This window comes from Microbacterium canaveralium, from assembly GCF_047238045.1.
Lineage (GTDB): Bacteria > Actinomycetota > Actinomycetes > Actinomycetales > Microbacteriaceae > Microbacterium.
Map to the genome: position 1 here is coordinate 744,104 of NZ_JBDFMA010000003.1, position 17,331 is coordinate 761,434.

The window sequence follows — 17,331 nt, forward strand, 5'->3', positions numbered from 1 at the left end:
CCCGACGGAAGGACGCTGACGCATGAGATTCGCCCGACGAGGAGTCGACGGCTCCGAACGGCTGATCGTCGAGATCGACGGCGAGGGCTACATCGTGCCCGCCGAACTCGGCGACCTGAACGGTCGCTTCCACGAGGACGGCCGGCTCGAGCGCCTCGCGGGGATGGATGCCTCGACCTTCCGCCCGTACGACCTGACCGGCGACGAGCGGTGGGCGGCACCGATCGCCACGCCCGGCAAGGTCGTCTGTGTGGGACTGAACTACCGGGATCATGCGGCCGAGACCGGTGCCGATATCCCGGCGGAGCCCGTCGTGTTCATGAAGGATCCGTCGACCGTCGTGGGGCCGTTCGACGACGTGCTCATCCCGCGCGGCTCGGTCAAGACCGACTGGGAGGTCGAGCTCGGCGTCGTCATCGGTCGCACCGCGCGCTACCTCGACTCGGTCGAGAGTGCGGCGGACTGCATCGCCGGATACGTTCTCTCGCACGACGTCAGCGAGCGCGAGTTCCAGCTCGAGCGCGGCGGCCAGTGGGACAAGGGCAAGAGCTGCGAGACCTTCAATCCGTGTGGACCGTGGTTCGTCCCGGCATCCGAGGTCGGTGATCCGCAGACGCTTCGGCTCTGGGCGAGCGTCAACGGTGAGATGCGCCAGGACGGCACGACGGCCGACATGGTCTTCTCCGTGCACGAGATCGTGCGCTACCTGTCGCAGTTCATGGTTCTGCGACCGGGTGACCTGATCAACACCGGTACACCGGCCGGGGTGGGGCTCGGGATGCCGACTCCCGTGTACCTCCGCGAGGGAGACGTCGTGGAGCTGGGGATCGACGGACTCGGAACCGCCCGGCAGCGGATGGTGCAGGCGTGACCGGCGGGCCGCTCGCGGGGCTCGTCGCGGTCGTGACCGGCGGGGGCTCGGGCATCGGCCTCGCCACGGCGCTGCTGCTGCGCGACCGAGGTGCCTCGGTGTGGTGTCTCGACGCCGCCGAGGGCGAGACCGCGGAGGGGACCCGACGCGTGCGGTGCGACGTGCGCGACGGGGCGTCCGTCGCCGCGGCCGTGGCCGAGGTCGGAGAGGCCGAGGGTCGCATCGACATCCTGGTCAACAACGCCGGGATCAGCGCCGTCGGGACGGTCGAGGCGTTCGACGAGGACGAGTGGGCGCGGGTGCTCGACGTCAACGTCGTGGGCATGGCCCGCGTGAGCGCGGCGTCGTTGCCGTTACTTCGGCGGTCTGCACACGCGTCGATCGTGAACGTGTGCTCGATCGCGGCCCTGAACGGGCTGCCCGAGCGTGCGCTGTACTCGGCATCCAAGGGCGCCGTCTATGCGCTGACCCTGGCCATGGCCACCGACCACGTGGGCGAGGGCATCCGCGTCAACGCGGTCAGCCCCGGCACCGTCGAGACGCCCTTCGTCACGCGCATGCTCGAGGGCTTTCCCGATCCGGTCGCGGAGCGGCGCGCCCTCGAGGCTCGCCAGGCCACCCGACGGTTGGTGCAGCCCGAGGAGGTCGCCCGCGCGATCGCCTACCTCTCCGACCCGGATGCCACGTCGACGACCGGCACCATACTCGACGTGGACGGCGGCGTGACCCGCCTCCGTGTGAGGGCGGGGACCGCATGATCGACGCGCACGTGCACCTGTGGGACCCTTCGGTGCTGACGTACGAGTGGCTCGAGGGGTCGGAGCTGCGGCGCCCGATGCTGCCCGCGGAGTACGACCGCGGGGGAGTGCGGGTCGACGGCGCGGTGTTCGTGCAGGCCGCCGACGGCCCGTCCGACCCCGTGGCCGAAGCGCGGTGGGTCGATGGGCTCGACTGGCCCGAGCTGGTGGCGATCGTGGCTGACGCTGATCTTGGGGCGCCCCCGGGTGCTCTAGAAGAACAGCTCGAGGCCCTGGCGGCGATTCCGCGCGTGACCGGGGTGCGGCATCTGTTGCAGGACGTCGCCGTCGACGCCTTTCCCGCGCTCGCGCCGGGGCTGGCCGCACTCGCCGCCCGCGGCGGGACGTTCGACGCATGCATCCGTCATGCGCAGCTGCCTGCGCTGATCGCGCTGCTGCGCGAGGTGCCCGAGCTGACCGTCGTGGTCGACCACGTGGCGAAGCCGCCCATGGGCGAGGGCATCGACAGCGCTGCGGGGTCGGCGTGGGCTCGTTCTCTCGCCGTCCTGGCTGAGCGGCCGAAGACGTTCGTCAAGCTCTCCGGCCTGACGGGCGAAGCACACGACACCGCGGAGGTCGAGCGGCACGCGCCCGCCTTCCTCGCGCACGCCGTCGCGGTCTTCGGCTCGGAACGCTCGATGATCGCGAGCGACTGGCCCGTGAGTTCGCACTTCGGCGCGGCGGGTTCGTTCGCGGAGTGGGTCGAGCTGGTGCGGGGAGTAGTCCCGGCCGCGGGGTGGGACGAGGTCGCCGAGGGCACGGCCCGGCGGGCGTACCTGCCCGGCGGCGCGCCGGCGCTCGCCCGCGGCGTGTAGGTCGGCACCGACGCCGCATGGTGTGTCAGCGCTCTCGACCTACTGCGGTAGGGACGCGCGAAGGCGCCGCGTCACTTCGGCGGCCGGCATCCGGCGGGGGAAGGCCGCGACGATGAGGTCGTCGCCCGCGGCATCGTTGCCGTCGGGGTGCACGCCGTAGCGGCGCAGCACGTCGTCGAGTGCACGACGGAGAGTGGATGCCGGCACCCGCGCGCCGCGCATCAGGCGGCGCAGCACATGGTTGTGTACGGCAGTGACGAGGGCAGCGAAGCCGACGGCATCCAGGGGGTCGAGTCCGGGGAGGGCCTCGCGCAGGTACTCATCGAAAACGCGCTCGTACCGGAACACCGTGACGATCTCGCGGTCGCGGAGCACGGGCACCTCGCGCACGATGGCGTAGCGGCTCCGAGCCAGCTCGGGGTCGGCGGCGAAGTGCCGGAACACCCGCATCGACGCGTCGCACACCGCGGCCCAGGGGTCGTCGTGCGGCTGCGAGAGGAAGGCGCGCGTCTCGTCGATGAGCACCTCGTGGTCGGCGAACACCACGTCCTCTTTGCCGCCGAACTGCCGGAAGAACGTCGACCGCGACACGCCCGCGGCCTGCGCGATCTGCTCGACCGACGTTTGGTCGTACCCGCGCTCCGCGAACAGCGCGATCGCGGCGGCCGCGACGGCGGTACGGCCGGGAGGGGCGGGGACGTCGGTCATGAGGGGAAGCCTAACGGCGGGGCCTTCGACCGATCATGCGCGACCGGCGGCTCGCCGCGTCGGGGTGCAAAGCTCACACGGTCCGCGCGCTGTCGTGAGAGAAAAGTTCGCCGGAGGTAACGCGGGCGAAGAGGTCGGCGAAACCTCACCTGTCTACCGTCGAGGCATGGTCACTTCGAACTCGTCGTCCGGTTCCGTCGTCGTGGTCGGTGCGGGAATGGTGGCGCACCGCTTCGTGGAGAGCCTGACCGCCCGCGACACCGAAGGCCGCTGGTCGGTCACGGTGCTCGGCGACGAGAAGTACGAGCCGTATGACCGCGTGGGTCTCACGGGATACTTCGGCGGCAAGACCGCCGAGGATCTCGCTCTCGACGCCCGGGTCCTCGCGCACGATCGGGTACGCGTGCACACCGGTGCGCGCGTGGTGAAGATCGACCGGGCGCAGCGCGAGGTCACCACCGTCGGTGGCGGCACCCATCGGTACGATCGCCTGGTCCTGGCCACGGGCTCGTTCGCGGCCCGGCTGGCGCTGGACGGCTTCGATCACGAGGGCTGCTTCGTCTATCGCACGCTGGACGACGTCGAGGGGATCCGGGCGTGGGTGGCACGCCGGGGTGCACAGCTCGGTCGCCCTCTCCGCGGTGCGGTGGTCGGTGGCGGTCTGCTCGGGCTCGAGGCCGCGGGAGCGCTTCAGGCCGAGGGCGTCGCCCCCTTCGTCCTCCAGTCGAACGAGCGCCTGATGTCGGCGCAGCTCGATCTCGGCGGGGCCAAGGCGCTGGAGCGTCTGATCGAGGCGCGGGGCATCGACGTCCGCACGTCCTCGGTGACGACCCGGGTGGATGCTGACCGGTCGGGGGCCGTGCGCGGACTGGAACTGCGCGACGGCAGCTGGGAGCCCGTCGACATCGTCGTCTTCACGGTCGGCGTGCGGCCCCGCGACGAACTGGCCCGCACCGCCGGCCTTCGTGTCGACCCGCGGGGCGGCGTCGTGATCGATGCGGGCTGCGACACCTCCGACCCGGCGATCCTCGCGATCGGCGAGGTCGCCAGCTTCGACGGCCAGTGCATCGGCCTGGTGGCCCCGGGCTACGCGATGGCCGAGGTCGCCGCGACTCGCCTCCTCGGCGGAGAGGCGGCTTTTCCCGGCTTCGACACCTCGGCCAAGCTCAAGCTCTCGGGTGTCGAGGTCGCCAGCTTCGGCGACGCGTTCGCCGAGACGCCGAACGCCCTCGACGTCACCTACGCCGACCCCGTGTCGGGCGTGTACAAGAAGCTCGTGCTGAGCGACGACGCGCAGACTTTGCTCGGCGGCATCCTGGTCGGCGACGCTTCGGCGTACACCTCGCTCCGCCCGCTCGTCGGTCGCGCGCTCGGCGGCGACCCGGCGGCCTACCTGCTCCCCGAAGGTCTCGCGCCCGCAGCGCAGGGCGACCTGCCCGCCGACGCGATCGTCTGCTCGTGCAACGGCGTCACCGCCGGGACGGTCCGGGCTGCCGTGACCGAGCACGACTGCGCGGATGCCGCCGAGGTCAAGGCGTGCACGAAGGCCGGGGCGGCGTGCGGTTCGTGCTTCACGCTGGTCAAGAAGCTCGTGGCGACCGAGCTGGCGGCATCCGGCAAGGAAGTCTCCGACGGGCTGTGCGAGCACTTCTCGTTCACCCGCGCGCAGCTCTTCGACGCCGTGCGAGTGTCGGGGCTCAGAACCTTTACCGCCATCGTCGAGCGCTTCGGCACCGGCCGCGGCTGCGATATCTGCAAGCCCGCACTCGCGAGCATCCTGGCGAGCCTCTACTCCGAGCACGTGCTCTCGGGTGAGCTCGCGACGATGCAGGACACCAACGATCACGTCATGGCGAACATCCAGAGGGACGGCAGCTACAGCGTCGTGCCGCGCATCCCGGGCGGCGAGATCACGCCCGAGGGGCTCGTCGTGATCGGCGAGGTCGCGCGCGATTTCGGGCTCTACACGAAGATCACCGGCGGCCAGCGCATCGACCTGTTCGGGGCCCGCCTCGACCAGCTGCCCGCCATCTGGAAGCGACTGGTCGACGCCGGGTTCGAGTCCGGGCACGCGTACGGCAAGTCGCTGCGCACCGTGAAGTCGTGCGTCGGGTCGACGTGGTGCCGCTACGGCGTGCAGGACTCGGTCGGCATGGCCGTCCAGCTCGAGCTGCGGTACCGGGGCCTGCGCTCGCCGCACAAGCTGAAGTTCGGCGTCTCGGGCTGCGCGCGCGAGTGCGCCGAGGCCCGCGGCAAAGACATCGGCGTGATCGCGACCGAGGCCGGGTGGAATCTCTACGTCGGCGGAAACGGCGGCTTCACGCCCCGCCATGCGGTGCTGTTCGCCGAGGGACTCGACGATGACGGGCTGCTGCGTGCGATCGACCGCTTCCTGATGTTCTACATCCGCACCGCTGACCGGCTGCAGCGCACGGCGCCGTGGGTCGAGGAGTACGAAGGAGGGCTCGAGGCACTCAAAGGCGTCGTGTTCGACGACACGCTCGGCATCGCCGACGATCTCGACCGGGCCATGGCATCCCATATCGACGCGTACGAGGACGAGTGGGCAGCGACCCTCGCCGACCCCGAAAAGCTGAAGCGCTTCCAGAGCTTCGTGAACGCCCCTGAGGTCGCCGACCCCTCGCTCGCCTACGTCGCCGAGCGCGGGCAGGCCCGACCCGCCACTGCAGACGAACGCAGCGCGGGCGCGGTCTTCATCGGTGGCACGACCCTGGCGGTGCGCTCATGACGATCCTGGATGCCACGCCCCCCGAGGCCGACACCATGACCACCGACCCGTGGACCCGCGTGTGCCGCGTCGACGACTTGCTCGTCGAGCGCGGGGCCGCCGCGCTCATCGACGGCCGTCAGATCGCGCTGTTCCGCACGTTCGACGGTCGCATCTACGCCACCGACCAGATCGACCCGTTCAGCGGCGCGGCCGTCCTCTCGCGGGGGATCGTCGGCGATCGTGCGGGCGTGCCGACCGTGGCATCCCCGATGTACAAGCAGGTCTTCGACCTGCGCACCGGCGTGTGCCTCGACACGCAGGGCAAGGAGCCGCTGAGCATCCGGGTGCACCCGGTCGCGGTGACCGACGGCGACGTGTTCGTCCGAATCTCAGGAGACCCCCGATGATCGCACTCGCAGGACTCGACTTCACTGACCGCCTCGTCGTGTGCGTCGGCGCAGGCTCCGTCGCCGAGAAGCGCATTGCACGTCTCCGTGCCGCCGGTGCCCGCGTGCGCCTGGTCGCCCCGGTCGCGACCGCGGGCCTTGCGGCGCTCGCCGCTGCCGGCGACATCGAGTGGCGCGGGCGCCCCTTCGCTCCCGAAGACCTCGACGACGCGTGGTTCTGCCACACGGCGACCGGGTCGGCATCCGTGGATGCCGCCGTCGTCGCTGCCGCCGAGGCGCGGCGGGTGTGGTGCGTCAACGCGGGGCACGGCGGCAAGGGCACGGCGCGCCTGGCCGCCGAGACCACGAGCGGTGACGTCATGGTCGGCGTCGTCTCGGCCGCGGGTGCCGACCCGCGCCGCACGGTCGCCGTGCGCGACGCCATCGCCCAGCGCCTCGCCGAAGGCGCCCTTCCGCTCCGCCGCCGACGGCGCCCGCTCGTGGGGAGCGTGGCGCTCGTCGGCGGCGGCCCTGGCCCGGTCGACCTGCTGACCGTGCGTGCCCGTGCCCTGCTGGCCGAGGCCGACGTCGTCGTGCACGACCGGCTCGGGCCCACGGGCGTCCTCGCCGAACTCGGCGACGACGTCGAGCTCATCGACGTCGGAAAGCGCCCACAGCACCACCCCGTGCCGCAGGAGGAGATCAACGCGATCCTCGTCGACCGCGCGGCCCGGGGGCTTCGTGTCGTGCGGCTGAAGGGCGGCGACCCGTTCGTCTACGGGCGGGGCGGGGAAGAGGTCATCGCCTGTCGCGCCGCCGGCATCCCGGTCGAGGTGGTGCCCGGTATCTCGAGCGCGATCGCGGTACCCGCGGCCGCCGGCGTGCCGGTGACCCACCGGGGCGTCGCCGGTACCCTTCATGTTGTGAACGGTCAGGAGCACCCCGGTGAGGCGACTCTCGCTGCACTGCGTGATGACCGCGCCACCGTCGTGGCGTTGATGGGCGTGAGCGCGCTTCCCCGCTTCGCCGCGGCGGCGCTGGCCGCCGGTGCCCCGCCGTCGCGCCCCGTCGCCTTCGTCGAGAACGGCCACACGCCGGCGCAGCGGACAATTCGTACAACGCTGGGATCGGCGGTTCAGGATGCCGAGGCGCAGAGCCTCGCCAATCCCGCGGTGCTCGTGTTCGGCGACGTCGCGCGCCCTGATCTTCTCCTGCCGACGTCGGACGCGGCGCCCGTGGCCGTGCTCGTCCGGGCGGCACCTTCGCAGGGCATCGGGTGACGGAATCTCCCCGCGCGATCAGCACGGTGCTCCTCGGATGCACCGTGCTGCTTCCCGTCGACCGGCGGTCGGGGGAACTGTCCGCCGCGCTCGAACGCCACGGGGCGCGCGTCCGCGTGGCGCCGGCGCTGACGATCGTGCCGCACGTCGACGATGAGGAACTGATCGCGAAGACCCGGGCGCTCGTTGACGACCCGCCCGACGTCGTCGTCGCCACCACGGGAGTGGGGTTCCGCGCCTGGATGGAGACGGCCGACGAGGCGGGGCTCCACGACGCCCTCGCGCCCGTGCTCGACACCGCGCGCATCGTCGCCCGTGGCCCCAAGGCGCGCGGGGCGATCCAGCAGGCGGGGTTCGAAGCCGACTGGGTGGCCGAGAGTGAGACGGCGGCGGAGCTGCGCGACTTCCTCGTCGCCGAGGGCATGGACGGCCTGCACGTCGCCGTCCAGCACCACGGCTCGGGTGCCGACGGCCTAGACGATGCCTTTGAGGCCGCCGGGGCGCGCGTGACGAGCCTGACGATCTACCGGTGGGGCCCGCCGCCCGACCCCGAGGTCGTCGCGGCGTCGACGCAGCAGGTCGCGCGCGGAGAGATCGACGCGGTGCTCTTCACCTCGGCGCCCGCGGCCCGCGAATGGATCCTCGCCGCCGGACGGGCTGACGCGCTCGAGGGTGTGGCATCCCGTGCCGCGCGGGGGCAGGTGCTGGTCGCCGCGGTCGGCCCCATCACCGCGGGCCCCCTGATCGAGGCGGGAATCATCCCGCTCATCCCCGACCGGGGCCGCCTCGGCGCGCTCGTGCGCGCCGTAGTCACGCACTACGGCGGGCCCGGCGCACCGCTCATCCCGACCACGGCCGGTCGACTCGGCATCCGCTCCTCGGGGATCGTGCTCGACGGGACGTTCACCGCCCTGCCACGCACGGGGGTGGAGCTGCTGCGCGCCCTCGCGATCCAACCCGGGGCCGTCGTCTCGCGAGCAGACCTGGTGGCCGTGCTGACGAATGCGGGGGCGTCCGCTCACGCGGTGGAGGTCGCGGTGGCCCGCACGCGCGAGGCACTGAACGGCACCGACCTCATCCGCACCGTCTACAAGCGGGGATATCGGCTTGATGTCGTCGAGGAGGCGGATTCGTGACCGCTGTGCTCATCGCCTGCGCCCACGGGACGCGATTCGAAGAAGGACGCGTGGTCGTCCGCGAGTTGCTCGACATCCTGCGCGCCACCGCGCCCGATGACGTCGAGGTGCTCGAGGCCTACGTCGACGTGCACGGGCCTTTCGTCACCGACGTGGTCGAGACGGCGCGCGAGCGCACGTCCGACATCGTGATCGTGCCGCTGCTGCTGTCGACCGGCTACCACACCGAGGTCGATCTGCGGGAGGCGGCGGCCGGCCTTCCCGTCGCTGCGCCCCTCGGCCCGCACCGGCTGCTCGCCGAGATCCTCGCCGACCGCGTCCGCGACGCCGGAGCGGGGCCGGACGACACCGTGATCCTCGCGGCCGCCGGTTCCACGCGGCCCGGCGCGGAGGTCGATGTCGAGGGCATGGCGGCGATGATGGCGAATGCCGGGGTGCGCGGGCCCGTCGTCGCGGCCTACGCCGCCGCATCCGAGCCACGGATCCCCGACGCCGTGGCGTCGGCGCGGGCCGACGGGCGGCGGACGGTGGCGGCGAGCTACGTGCTCGCGCCCGGGCATTTCTCGCGCGTCATCGAGACTGCGGATGCCGATCTGACCTCGGCCCCCATCGGGGCGGATCCGCGCGTGGCGGCCGTGGTGTGGGAGCGGTGGCGCGCGGCGCGCGAGGGCGCATCTCTGCCCGACAGCGGCGACCGGCCCTGACCCGCGCGTCCGCGCGATGCTCTCGCGCGCAACGGACGCTCAGACGGTGACGGTCTCGCGGGCCAGCAGTTCGGTGATCCGTCCGACGCACCCGCCGCATCCGGTTCCGGCGCGTGTGGATGCCTTGACGCAAGCGACCGTCGGCTCTCCGGCCGCGGCGGCGTCGCGAATCGCGCCCGCGCTGACGCCGTTGCACCAGCACACGGTCGCATCCGCGGCGAACGGGTCGGCGCTCACCGCCATTCCGGCGTCGTCCGCGTCGAGCCGCAGCAGTGACGACCGGTCGGCGGGCAGCTCCGACCCGCGCTCGAACAGCAGGGTCAGCTCGGCGCCCGTGCGCGGCATCCCGACGGCGACGAAACCCGTCAGAACGCCCTCGACGGTGATCAGCTTGACGTAGGCGCCGCGCGCGGGGTCCGCCCAGATCGTGACCTGGGGGCCGTGGCATCCCGGGGTGTGCGTGAACGGGTCGGCGTCCACCGCTCCACCAGCGACGACATCGATGCCCTCGGCTTTGAGCATGACCACCGCGGGGCGTTCGGCGGGTGCCGGGGCAGCGGTCGGCGCCGTCTCCGACGACAGCAGTGCCGCGAGTCGGTCGGCCTGCCGCCACCCCGGCCCGACGAGTCCGCTCGGCCCACCCGGCACGTGGCCGTGCGCGTCGGCGTTCGCCCGGTCGGCGACGTGCGCGCAGTCGCCGATCGCGTAAACCCGCTCATCGCTCCATGACCGCGACGCGACGTCGACCAGGATGCCGGTCGAGGTCGCGAGCCCGGCGTGGAAGGCGAGTTCGGTGCGCGCGCCGACTCCGCACGACAGCACGAGCAGGTCGCCCGCGAGCACTCGGCCGTCGGCGCACGCGAGGCCGTCGAACCAGGCCTGGCCGTGATCGTCGTAGCGGTGCACGATGCTCTCGGCGCGCGCGTGATGCGCCATCGTGACGCCCGCCGCGCTCGCCGCGGCCGCCAGCACGCGTCCGCCGTTCTCGTCGAGGGTCCGGTTCATGGGAGCGGCGGAGTGGTACGCCACGGTCACCTCCGCACCTGCCTCGGCCGCGGCGAGGGCCAACTCCATTCCGAGCACGCCCGCACCGAGAACGACGATCCGCCGCCCGGCGGTCACCGCGGCGCGTACCTGTTCGGCGTCGGCGAGGTCGCGGAGGGCCACGACTCCGCGCGGGAGCGGCGCGGCCCCGAGGTCGAGCGCCTCCGGGGGCGCGGGGCGCGCGGCGCGGTCGCGGCGCGATCGTTCCATTCCGGCGAGCGTCGGCACGTTCGCGCGGGCGCCGGTGGCGAGCACCAGCCGGTCGTAGGGCATCCGGATGCCATCGTGCAGGCGCACCGCACCCGGGTGGCGGTCGATCCCGACCACCGCACTCCCGAGATGGAACCGCACGCCGGCCTCTTCGGCCGCGCGGCGGTCGCCCATGTCGAGGGCGTCGCGGTCCAGGCGTCGAACGGCATACTCCGCCAGAAGCACGCGGTTGTAGACGTCGTGCGTCTCGGCGCCGACGACCGTGAGGTCGACGCGCCCGTCGCGGACCGCGGGCAGCATCCCCTCGACGAATCGCGCGCCGACCGGTCCGTATCCGACCAGAACCACCCGCTCAGGCATGCGCGCCCTCCTCGATCGACAGGCGCACGCGCGTACGTTTGAACTCCGGCATCGCCGATGTGGGGTCGACGATGGCCTCGGTGAGCCTGTTGGCGCACGCGTCGCCGGCGTAGTGGAACGGCAGGAACACGGTGTCGTGCCGGATGTCGGTCGTCACGCTCGCCCGCGCCCGCACGGTGCCCCGCGCGTTCGACACGGCGACGAGATCGCCTTCCCGGATGCCGAGACCCGACGCCGTCGCCGGGTGGATCTCGAGCCGCGCCTCCGGGCGGGCCGCGTTCAGCTCGGCGACCCGTCGCGTCTGCGTCCCGGACTGGTACTGCTGCAGATAGCGGCCGGTAACGAGGGTCAGCTCGCCACCGCCGTCGGTGGGCGTCGGGGGAGTGGCATCCACCGGCACGAGCCTGGCGCGACCGCCGGGGTGCGCGAAGCGCTCTGCGAACGGCCGCGGGGTGCTCTCCGAGCGGTACGGCCAGTACGCCTCGACGCCGGTGTCGAGCAGCGCGTGCGACAAGCCGGAATAGTCAGCGGTGCCGCCCTCGGACGCGCGGGCGAGTTCGTCGAAGACCTCTGCCGGATCGGTGGGCCACGTGGATGCCGCGCCCAGGCGCCGCGCGATCTCCGACAAGATCCACAGCTCGCTGCGTGCTCCCTCGGGCCCGGGCAGCGCGCGGCGACGGCGGATCACGCGGCCCTCGAGGGAGGTCATCGTGCCCTCCTCCTCGGCCCACTGCAGCACCGGAAGCACGATGTCGGCGATCTCGGCGGTCTCGCTGAGGAAGAAGTCGCAGACGATCAGGGTGTCGAGCGCCTTCAGCCGCGCCCGCACCGCCTCGACGTCGGGAGCGGAGACCAGGACGTTCGACCCCACGACGAGCAGCGTCTTCACCGGCCCGCCGAGTTCGGCGAGCAGAGCGGTGGCCGGGATGCCGGCATCCGGGATCTCGTCCGGGTCGATGCCCCACACCCCGGCGACGTGCCGGCGGGCGTCGGGGTCGCGGATCGAACGGTAGCCGGGGAGTTGGTCGGCTTTCTGTCCGTGCTCGCGACCGCCCTGGCCGTTGCCCTGGCCGGTGAGCGTGCCGTAGCCCGAGCCCTCGCGGCCGACGAGACCGAGGACGAGCGCGAGGTTGATCGCGGCCGTGGCGGTGGCGGTGCCGTCGACGTGCTGCTCGACGCCGCGTCCGGTGAGGATGTACGCGCCGCCCTCCGCGAGGCGCCGCGCGGTCTGCCGCAACAACGCGACCGGGGCGCCCGTCGTCGCGGACGTCCGCTCGGGCCACCACGCGGCGACGCTGCGGCGGACGGAGTCGAAGCCGGTCGTGCGCTCCTCTAGATAGGCGTCGTCGGCCAGTCCTTCGGCGATCACGATGTGCGTCAGGCCGAGCAGGAGCGGCAGGTCGGTGCCGGGCGCGGGCTGCAGGTGAGTGCCGGCGCCGTCTTCGGTGAGGCGCGCGGTCGCCGACCGGCGCGGGTCGACGACGATGAGTCCGCCGTTCGCGCGCGCTCCGGCCAAGTGCGCGAGGAACGGGGGCATGGTCGCGGCGACGTTGGATCCGAGCAGCAGGATCGTCCGTGCGTCATCGAGGTCGGTGACCGGGAAGGGCAGGCCCCGGTCCATCCCGAAGGCCCGATTGGATGCCGCGGCCGCCGACGACATGCAGAACCGGCCGTTGTAGTCGATGCGCGACGTGCCGAGGGCGACGCGGGCGAACTTGCCGAGCTGGTAAGCCTTCTCGTTCGTGAGGCCGCCGCCGCCGAAGATGGCATTGGCGTCGGGTCCGTGGGCGGCGCGTGTGTCGCGGAACGCCGCGGCGACGGCATCCAAGGCGTCGTCCCAGGTGGCTTCGGCGAGGGTGCCGTCGCTCTGCCGGAGCAGGGGCATCCGGAGTCGGTGGGGGGATGCCAAGAGCTCCGCCGACGTCCAGCCCTTGGCGCAGAGTCCTCCCCGGTTGGTGGGGAAGTCGCGTCCCGTGACCGTCGTCTCGCTGTTGTGGACGACGGTCATCGCGCACTGCAGAGCGCAGTAGGGGCAGTGGGTGTCGGCGGAGCTCCTGGACATCAGATGCGGGTGCCGGTCTTCTTCGACATCGTCAGGTAGACGCCGGCGGTGATCGCGAGGAAGACGCCGTACGCGCCGATGAACCACGTGAGGGCGGGGACGTACGAACCGAACGACGTCTTCGACAGGCCGAGCAGCTGCGGGATGAAGAACCCGCCGTACGCGCCGATCGCCGAGATGAGTCCGAGGGCGGCGGCGGCCTTGCGCTGCGCGCCGACGCCGTCCGTCGCGCGGAGGGCGAAGATCGTCGGGATCATGCGGTAGGTCGATCCGTTGCCGATACCCGCCGCGGCGAAGAGCACGAGGAAGCACAGCAGGAAGATCGCGAAGTTCTGCAGCGGCAGCGTGACGACGACGCTCAGGATGCCGAGCCCCATCGCCGTGAAGGCGCCGATCGTGATGACGGTGCCGCCGAAGCGGTCGGCGAGCTTGCCGCCGTACGGGCGTGCCAGGGAACCGACGAGCGCACCCAGGAACGCGAGGGTGACGGTGGCCGTACCGATCGCGATGCCCTTGAAATCGGGGAACGTGTCGGCCAGCAGCTTCGGGAAGACGCCCGCGAAGCCGATGAACGAGCCGAAGGTGCCGATGTAGAGGATGGCGAGGATCCACAGGTGCGGCTCTTTCAGAGCGGCGAGGGATGCCGCGATGTCGGACTTGGCAGTCGAGAGGTTGTCCATGCGGAAGTACGCGCCGACCATGGCGACGAGGATCAGCGGAACCCAGATGAGACCCGCGAGCGGCAGGTTCAGGGTCGCCGCGGCGCCGACGGTGATGACGATGGGCACGACGAACTGCGCGACCGAGGCGCCGAGGTTGCCGCCGGCGGCGTTGAGTCCGAGCGCGTACCCCTTCTGGGCGGCCGGATAGAAGAACGTGATGTTCGCCATGGAGCTGGCGAAGTTGCCGCCGCCGAAGCCGGCGAGGGCGGCGATGAGGAGGAGCACGCCGAACGGGGTCGTGGGGTTCGACACCGCGATGGCGAGGCCGATGCTTGGGATGAGCAGGAGTCCGGCCGAGACGATCGTCCAGTTGCGGCCGCCGAAGCGCGGAACCATGAAGGTGTAGGGGATGCGCAGGGTCGCGCCCACGAGGCTCGGCATCGAGATGAGCCAGAAGATCTCACCGGTCGAGAGCTGGAATCCCGCCGCCGGGAGCGAGACGACGACGACCGACCACAGCTGCCAGACGACGAAGCCGAGGAACTCGGCGAAGATCGACCACCGCAGGTTGCGGGCGGCGATGGCCTTGCCTTCTGCAGCCCACTGCTGGGCGTTCTCAGGGTTCCAGTTGTCGATCCAACGGCCGGGGCGGTGGTGGAGCTCTGGTGCTGCTTCTTGCGTTGCGGCCGCGGGCGGCGTTGCGGTTTCGGGGCGCGGGTCGGTGACGGTCACGGGGATCCTCCGGTCGGCGATGGGGGAGGTGCAGCGCCCCGTATCGGAGGGGCGTGCCGTCAGCGTAGGGAGGAGGCGTTACCCCCGACCGCGTCGGGTGGGGCGGCGGGGTAACGATGTGCTCACCGGGGGAGGGGGTGGGGGAGAGGGGGAGTTTACGTGCGCGTTACATGCGCAGGGGAAGGACGTGAGTGCTCAAGACCGACGTCAATCAGACGCGTTGAACCGCCCCGAGTCCAACACTCGACAACCTGGATCGGTCCGATCAGCATCAGAGGTGACCGCGGTAGGAAGTGCGTCGTCAAATACTATGCGGTGAGGGACTTCGTTCCCGCTTCGCTAGTTGTCCTGCAAAACGTTCGACGCAGCTTGCGGCTGAAATGACGGTGCGTCGCCTGCGGTGGTGCCGGAGGCTCGACGTCTCCGATCCGGAAAGCCGGCCCACATCTTCGCAAATTCACCCGTGAATCTCCTGGTGAAGCGCAAGACTTCATTTGGATCTCCGAAGCTTGCTGACGTCATCAGGTGCTGGGGGCTCTTTAGCCCGGGCAAACCCATCCAATCCAGGGTGGTTGGTCGAACGAAACTGTGTTCGTAACTTCGAGGGCCGGTAAAGTCGTGCCGCGCTTGGCCCCATTCGTCACGACGCATTGCTGTGGGCGTGTATAGCAATCTAGCAAAGCCCAGGTTCTCGATTCGTGTGACGCTCGATCGGGTAGCTTCCAATGCGTGTTCCACTCTGGAAATGTCCGGTGCCGAACGTCGGTAGTGCGCGTAGTCATTTCTGACCATGTACACTTCCGCTTTCGCCATTGAGTCAGAAATCGCCCGCAATCCCTCGATGATTCGGTCTTGACTCGGACGTGACAGATCCAGGAAGGGTATCGTTGACCTCAACGCGAATCTCTTGAGGTCGGTTTTTCCATCATAGAGTGGGAATTCTGACCTCTTTCTCGCGTAAACGGCCGGGCTCTGGCGACACTCTTCAAGGCGTCGGGCTAGGGCGTTGAATCCTTCGATCAAATTCCGAAGCTCGACTTTCTCGCTCGGGAAGTTGGGAGTGAAGGCCGAGGTCTCGGCTCCATCCGTAAATGCCGTCTGGAGTAGCGCAAGCCCATCCCGGCGGTCATCTTCGTCGTCGTAAGAGAACGGGTACGCACTCTGAACATGATCGAAGAGAAGGGCCCATGCTGTGAATGCAAGCGAGTTCAAGAGAATGCCCTCAAGCTCGGCGAAGTACGGGGCTGCTGCTTCGATGAAGCGCTCAGAACTACCAAAGGCGGAAGACTGCGTCAGTGCCCAAAGTCGTTCGTGGCGCCTCCAGAAATCCGCATGGGGGTCGTCTTCGGGGTGCGGCTGAAATCCGAGCTTCCAAAGCAGGGCGTCGACGAGTTCAGTGTCGGAGAGTTCGTCCCCGTTCTCGATTCCGACTTCGTGGCAGGCCGTGACCATGTTGGTCTTGCGGGCCAAGACCAGCCGTTGTAGGGCTTCTTTTGGCGATCTTGTTTGAAAGAAGTTCTCAAGTCTCTCGTCGAGATCTTCAATTTCAATGCCGCGTAGCTGCCACTCAAGTTCCTGCACATCGGCGCTCGCGTCTCGCACGTAAAGCTGGTTGAGCAGTCGCCGCTGGCGGAGGAGGGCGACCCCTAGGTCGTCAGCCACGAAGCGAACCCCGTAGTGTCCCAATTCTGCGCGTAAAGAAAATGCCCCAGATCGACTGTTGGCGGTGACGGTTCGCCGGACGTCTCCGAGGGGGACGCTGATGTCCCCTCGGCGCACCAGACGGTCGAGCGCGGCGGCTACCGCATCTTCCTCGGCGAGAAGGGTTAGCTGCAATAGCTGGGCTCGCGATAGCCCCGCGGTCATTTCCGCAGCGCTTCCGGGTTCGATCAGCCCGACAACTGCTGTGCGAAGTGAGCCTTTCGTCGAGTCGAGCAGCTCTGCCACAAGCCCGGCTAGCTCGGTGTCGGTCAGCGCGTCTCCGATTAGTGGGAGTAGGACGCCAGCGCGTTTGTCGCCATAATATGAGGCCGTTAGCCCGCTCAGATCATCAGCCAGTTCCCACCATTCACTTGCTTCCCCGCCGATCGACTGCAACACCGACTCAAGTTTGCCGCGGTCGCGATTGATGGGAGCTTCCTGCGATGTCTGGAGCACGACGGGGTGGAGGGCGGGGCAACTGGTTACAGCGCAGTGGTAGGCCGCGACACGCTTCGAGGCGTTGATCTTTCGCGCGGTACTACTCCTTCGTAGCCCGAACGGACCGATTGTGAACCTTCCATACTGAAATACACCGGGTGGCAGAGCCTGAAGAAGCTTCTGTGTTTCTTCGACTGTCAGGAAGTCCTTCTCGCCTTCGTGCTGATTTGCAAAAACGTCGTATAGGGCGCGCCCAAGTATGTATGGAAACTTTATGGCACCCTCAAGCAGCTCTTCGTGAATAGCTTCCGCGATCTCGGTCAAGTCCGTGGCCAGCAAGTCGACGAATATCTCCGAATGGCCAAGGTGTAGGGCGCACATCAGTGGTCCGTCTTTGGCATTGACTTTTTCTTTGCGAGAGAGCTTGTCGAGGACCGCTTGGCCAGCCTCTGATAGCTTTATGGCGGCGTTGAGACGGTCGGGCACAACATAACTGTCGTCGATGATGCAGTCACCAAGTAGATCCATCAGGTCGGCGAAGTCCACAAACCTTTGCCGCCACTCAGCGTCCGTGCGCTCAATCTTCAGTTCGTCCACAGACCGCGCCATGACTTTCCCCCTGGTGTCCTGTCCCTTGACTAACCGTAGTGCGGAAGCGGGGGGACGCACAAAGACCATCGCCTTCTCGTGGCGG

13 protein-coding genes are annotated in these 17,331 nt (G+C 69.7%); 8 read left to right on the forward strand and 5 right to left on the reverse strand.

Annotated elements, in window-relative coordinates:
• Positions 1-22: 22 nt before the first annotated feature.
• Genes ABC271_RS04500 through ABC271_RS04510 form a run of 3 tightly spaced genes read left to right on the forward strand, consistent with a single transcriptional unit; the run spans position 23 to position 2,483 of the window.
• Positions 23-871, forward strand: a complete 849-nt coding sequence (locus tag ABC271_RS04500) for a fumarylacetoacetate hydrolase family protein (RefSeq protein WP_412923692.1) — start codon at positions 23-25, stop codon at positions 869-871.
• Positions 868-1,629: an SDR family NAD(P)-dependent oxidoreductase gene (locus tag ABC271_RS04505; RefSeq protein WP_412923693.1), complete on the forward strand. Its 762-nt coding sequence runs from the start codon at positions 868-870 to the stop codon at positions 1,627-1,629. Before ABC271_RS04500 ends, ABC271_RS04505 begins: the two co-directional genes overlap by 4 nt.
• On the forward strand, positions 1,626-2,483 hold the full coding sequence (locus tag ABC271_RS04510; RefSeq protein ID WP_412923694.1) for an amidohydrolase family protein: 858 nt from the start codon (positions 1,626-1,628) through the stop codon (positions 2,481-2,483). Before ABC271_RS04505 ends, ABC271_RS04510 begins: the two co-directional genes overlap by 4 nt.
• A gap of 39 nt (positions 2,484-2,522) precedes the next feature.
• On the opposite strand, the gene ABC271_RS04515 is transcribed toward ABC271_RS04510, so the two are convergent.
• Positions 2,523-3,191, reverse strand: coding sequence for a TetR/AcrR family transcriptional regulator (locus tag ABC271_RS04515; protein ID WP_412923695.1), 669 nt, complete (start codon positions 3,189-3,191; stop codon positions 2,523-2,525).
• 166 nt (positions 3,192-3,357) lie between these two features.
• On the opposite strand from ABC271_RS04515, the gene nirB reads away from it, so the two are divergent.
• Genes nirB through ABC271_RS04540 form a run of 5 tightly spaced genes read left to right on the forward strand, consistent with a single transcriptional unit; the run spans position 3,358 to position 9,428 of the window.
• Entirely contained in the window at positions 3,358-5,940 is a 2,583-nt protein-coding gene (gene nirB / locus ABC271_RS04520) for a nitrite reductase large subunit NirB (RefSeq protein WP_412923696.1), read from the forward strand.
• Entirely contained in the window at positions 5,937-6,329 is a 393-nt protein-coding gene (gene nirD, locus ABC271_RS04525) for a nitrite reductase small subunit NirD (RefSeq protein WP_412923697.1), read from the forward strand. The genes nirB and nirD overlap by 4 nt, the downstream gene beginning before the upstream one ends.
• Entirely contained in the window at positions 6,326-7,588 is a 1,263-nt protein-coding gene (gene cobA, locus ABC271_RS04530) for a uroporphyrinogen-III C-methyltransferase (RefSeq protein ID WP_412923698.1), read from the forward strand. The genes nirD and cobA overlap by 4 nt, the downstream gene beginning before the upstream one ends.
• A complete protein-coding gene (locus ABC271_RS04535; protein WP_412923699.1) occupies positions 7,585-8,724 on the forward strand; it encodes a uroporphyrinogen-III synthase in 1,140 nt (379 codons plus the stop codon). The genes cobA and ABC271_RS04535 overlap by 4 nt, the downstream gene beginning before the upstream one ends.
• Entirely contained in the window at positions 8,721-9,428 is a 708-nt protein-coding gene (locus tag ABC271_RS04540) for a sirohydrochlorin chelatase (RefSeq protein ID WP_412923700.1), read from the forward strand. Before ABC271_RS04535 ends, ABC271_RS04540 begins: the two co-directional genes overlap by 4 nt.
• A gap of 39 nt (positions 9,429-9,467) precedes the next feature.
• On the opposite strand, the gene ABC271_RS04545 is transcribed toward ABC271_RS04540, so the two are convergent.
• The 4 genes from ABC271_RS04545 to ABC271_RS04560 all read right to left on the reverse strand — a co-directional run bounded on the left by ABC271_RS04545 (position 9,468) and on the right by ABC271_RS04560 (position 17,234).
• Positions 9,468-11,042 (reverse strand): FAD-dependent oxidoreductase, encoded by a 1,575-nt coding sequence (locus ABC271_RS04545; protein ID WP_412923701.1) that lies wholly within the window; start codon positions 11,040-11,042, stop codon positions 9,468-9,470.
• The gene (locus tag ABC271_RS04550; protein WP_412923702.1) at positions 11,035-13,104 is read right to left on the reverse strand and encodes a molybdopterin oxidoreductase family protein; all 2,070 of its coding nucleotides are present in this window, start codon (positions 13,102-13,104) and stop codon (positions 11,035-11,037) included. Before ABC271_RS04550 ends, ABC271_RS04545 begins: the two co-directional genes overlap by 8 nt.
• The gene (locus ABC271_RS04555) at positions 13,104-14,498 is read right to left on the reverse strand and encodes an MFS transporter (protein ID WP_412923703.1); all 1,395 of its coding nucleotides are present in this window, start codon (positions 14,496-14,498) and stop codon (positions 13,104-13,106) included. The genes ABC271_RS04550 and ABC271_RS04555 overlap by 1 nt, the downstream gene beginning before the upstream one ends.
• Before the next feature lie 339 nt (positions 14,499-14,837).
• Entirely contained in the window at positions 14,838-17,234 is a 2,397-nt protein-coding gene (locus tag ABC271_RS04560) for a hypothetical protein (protein ID WP_412923704.1), read from the reverse strand.
• Positions 17,235-17,331 lie beyond the last annotated feature (97 nt).

Bases quoted from the DNA above. Each gene is read 5' to 3' on its own strand.
- ABC271_RS04500 (WP_412923692.1), top strand. From the start codon at position 23: ATGAGATTCGCCCGACGAGGAGTCGACGGCTCCGAACGGCTGATCGTC.
- ABC271_RS04510 (WP_412923694.1), top strand. From the start codon at position 1,626: ATGATCGACGCGCACGTGCACCTGTGGGACCCTTCGGTGCTGACGTAC.
- ABC271_RS04515 (WP_412923695.1), bottom strand. From the start codon at position 3,191: ATGACCGACGTCCCCGCCCCTCCCGGCCGTACCGCCGTCGCGGCCGCC.
- nirB (WP_412923696.1), top strand. From the start codon at position 3,358: ATGGTCACTTCGAACTCGTCGTCCGGTTCCGTCGTCGTGGTCGGTGCG.
- nirD (WP_412923697.1), top strand. From the start codon at position 5,937: ATGACGATCCTGGATGCCACGCCCCCCGAGGCCGACACCATGACCACC.
- cobA (WP_412923698.1), top strand. From the start codon at position 6,326: ATGATCGCACTCGCAGGACTCGACTTCACTGACCGCCTCGTCGTGTGC.
- ABC271_RS04545 (WP_412923701.1), bottom strand. From the start codon at position 11,042: ATGCCTGAGCGGGTGGTTCTGGTCGGATACGGACCGGTCGGCGCGCGA.
- ABC271_RS04550 (WP_412923702.1), bottom strand. From the start codon at position 13,104: ATGTCCAGGAGCTCCGCCGACACCCACTGCCCCTACTGCGCTCTGCAG.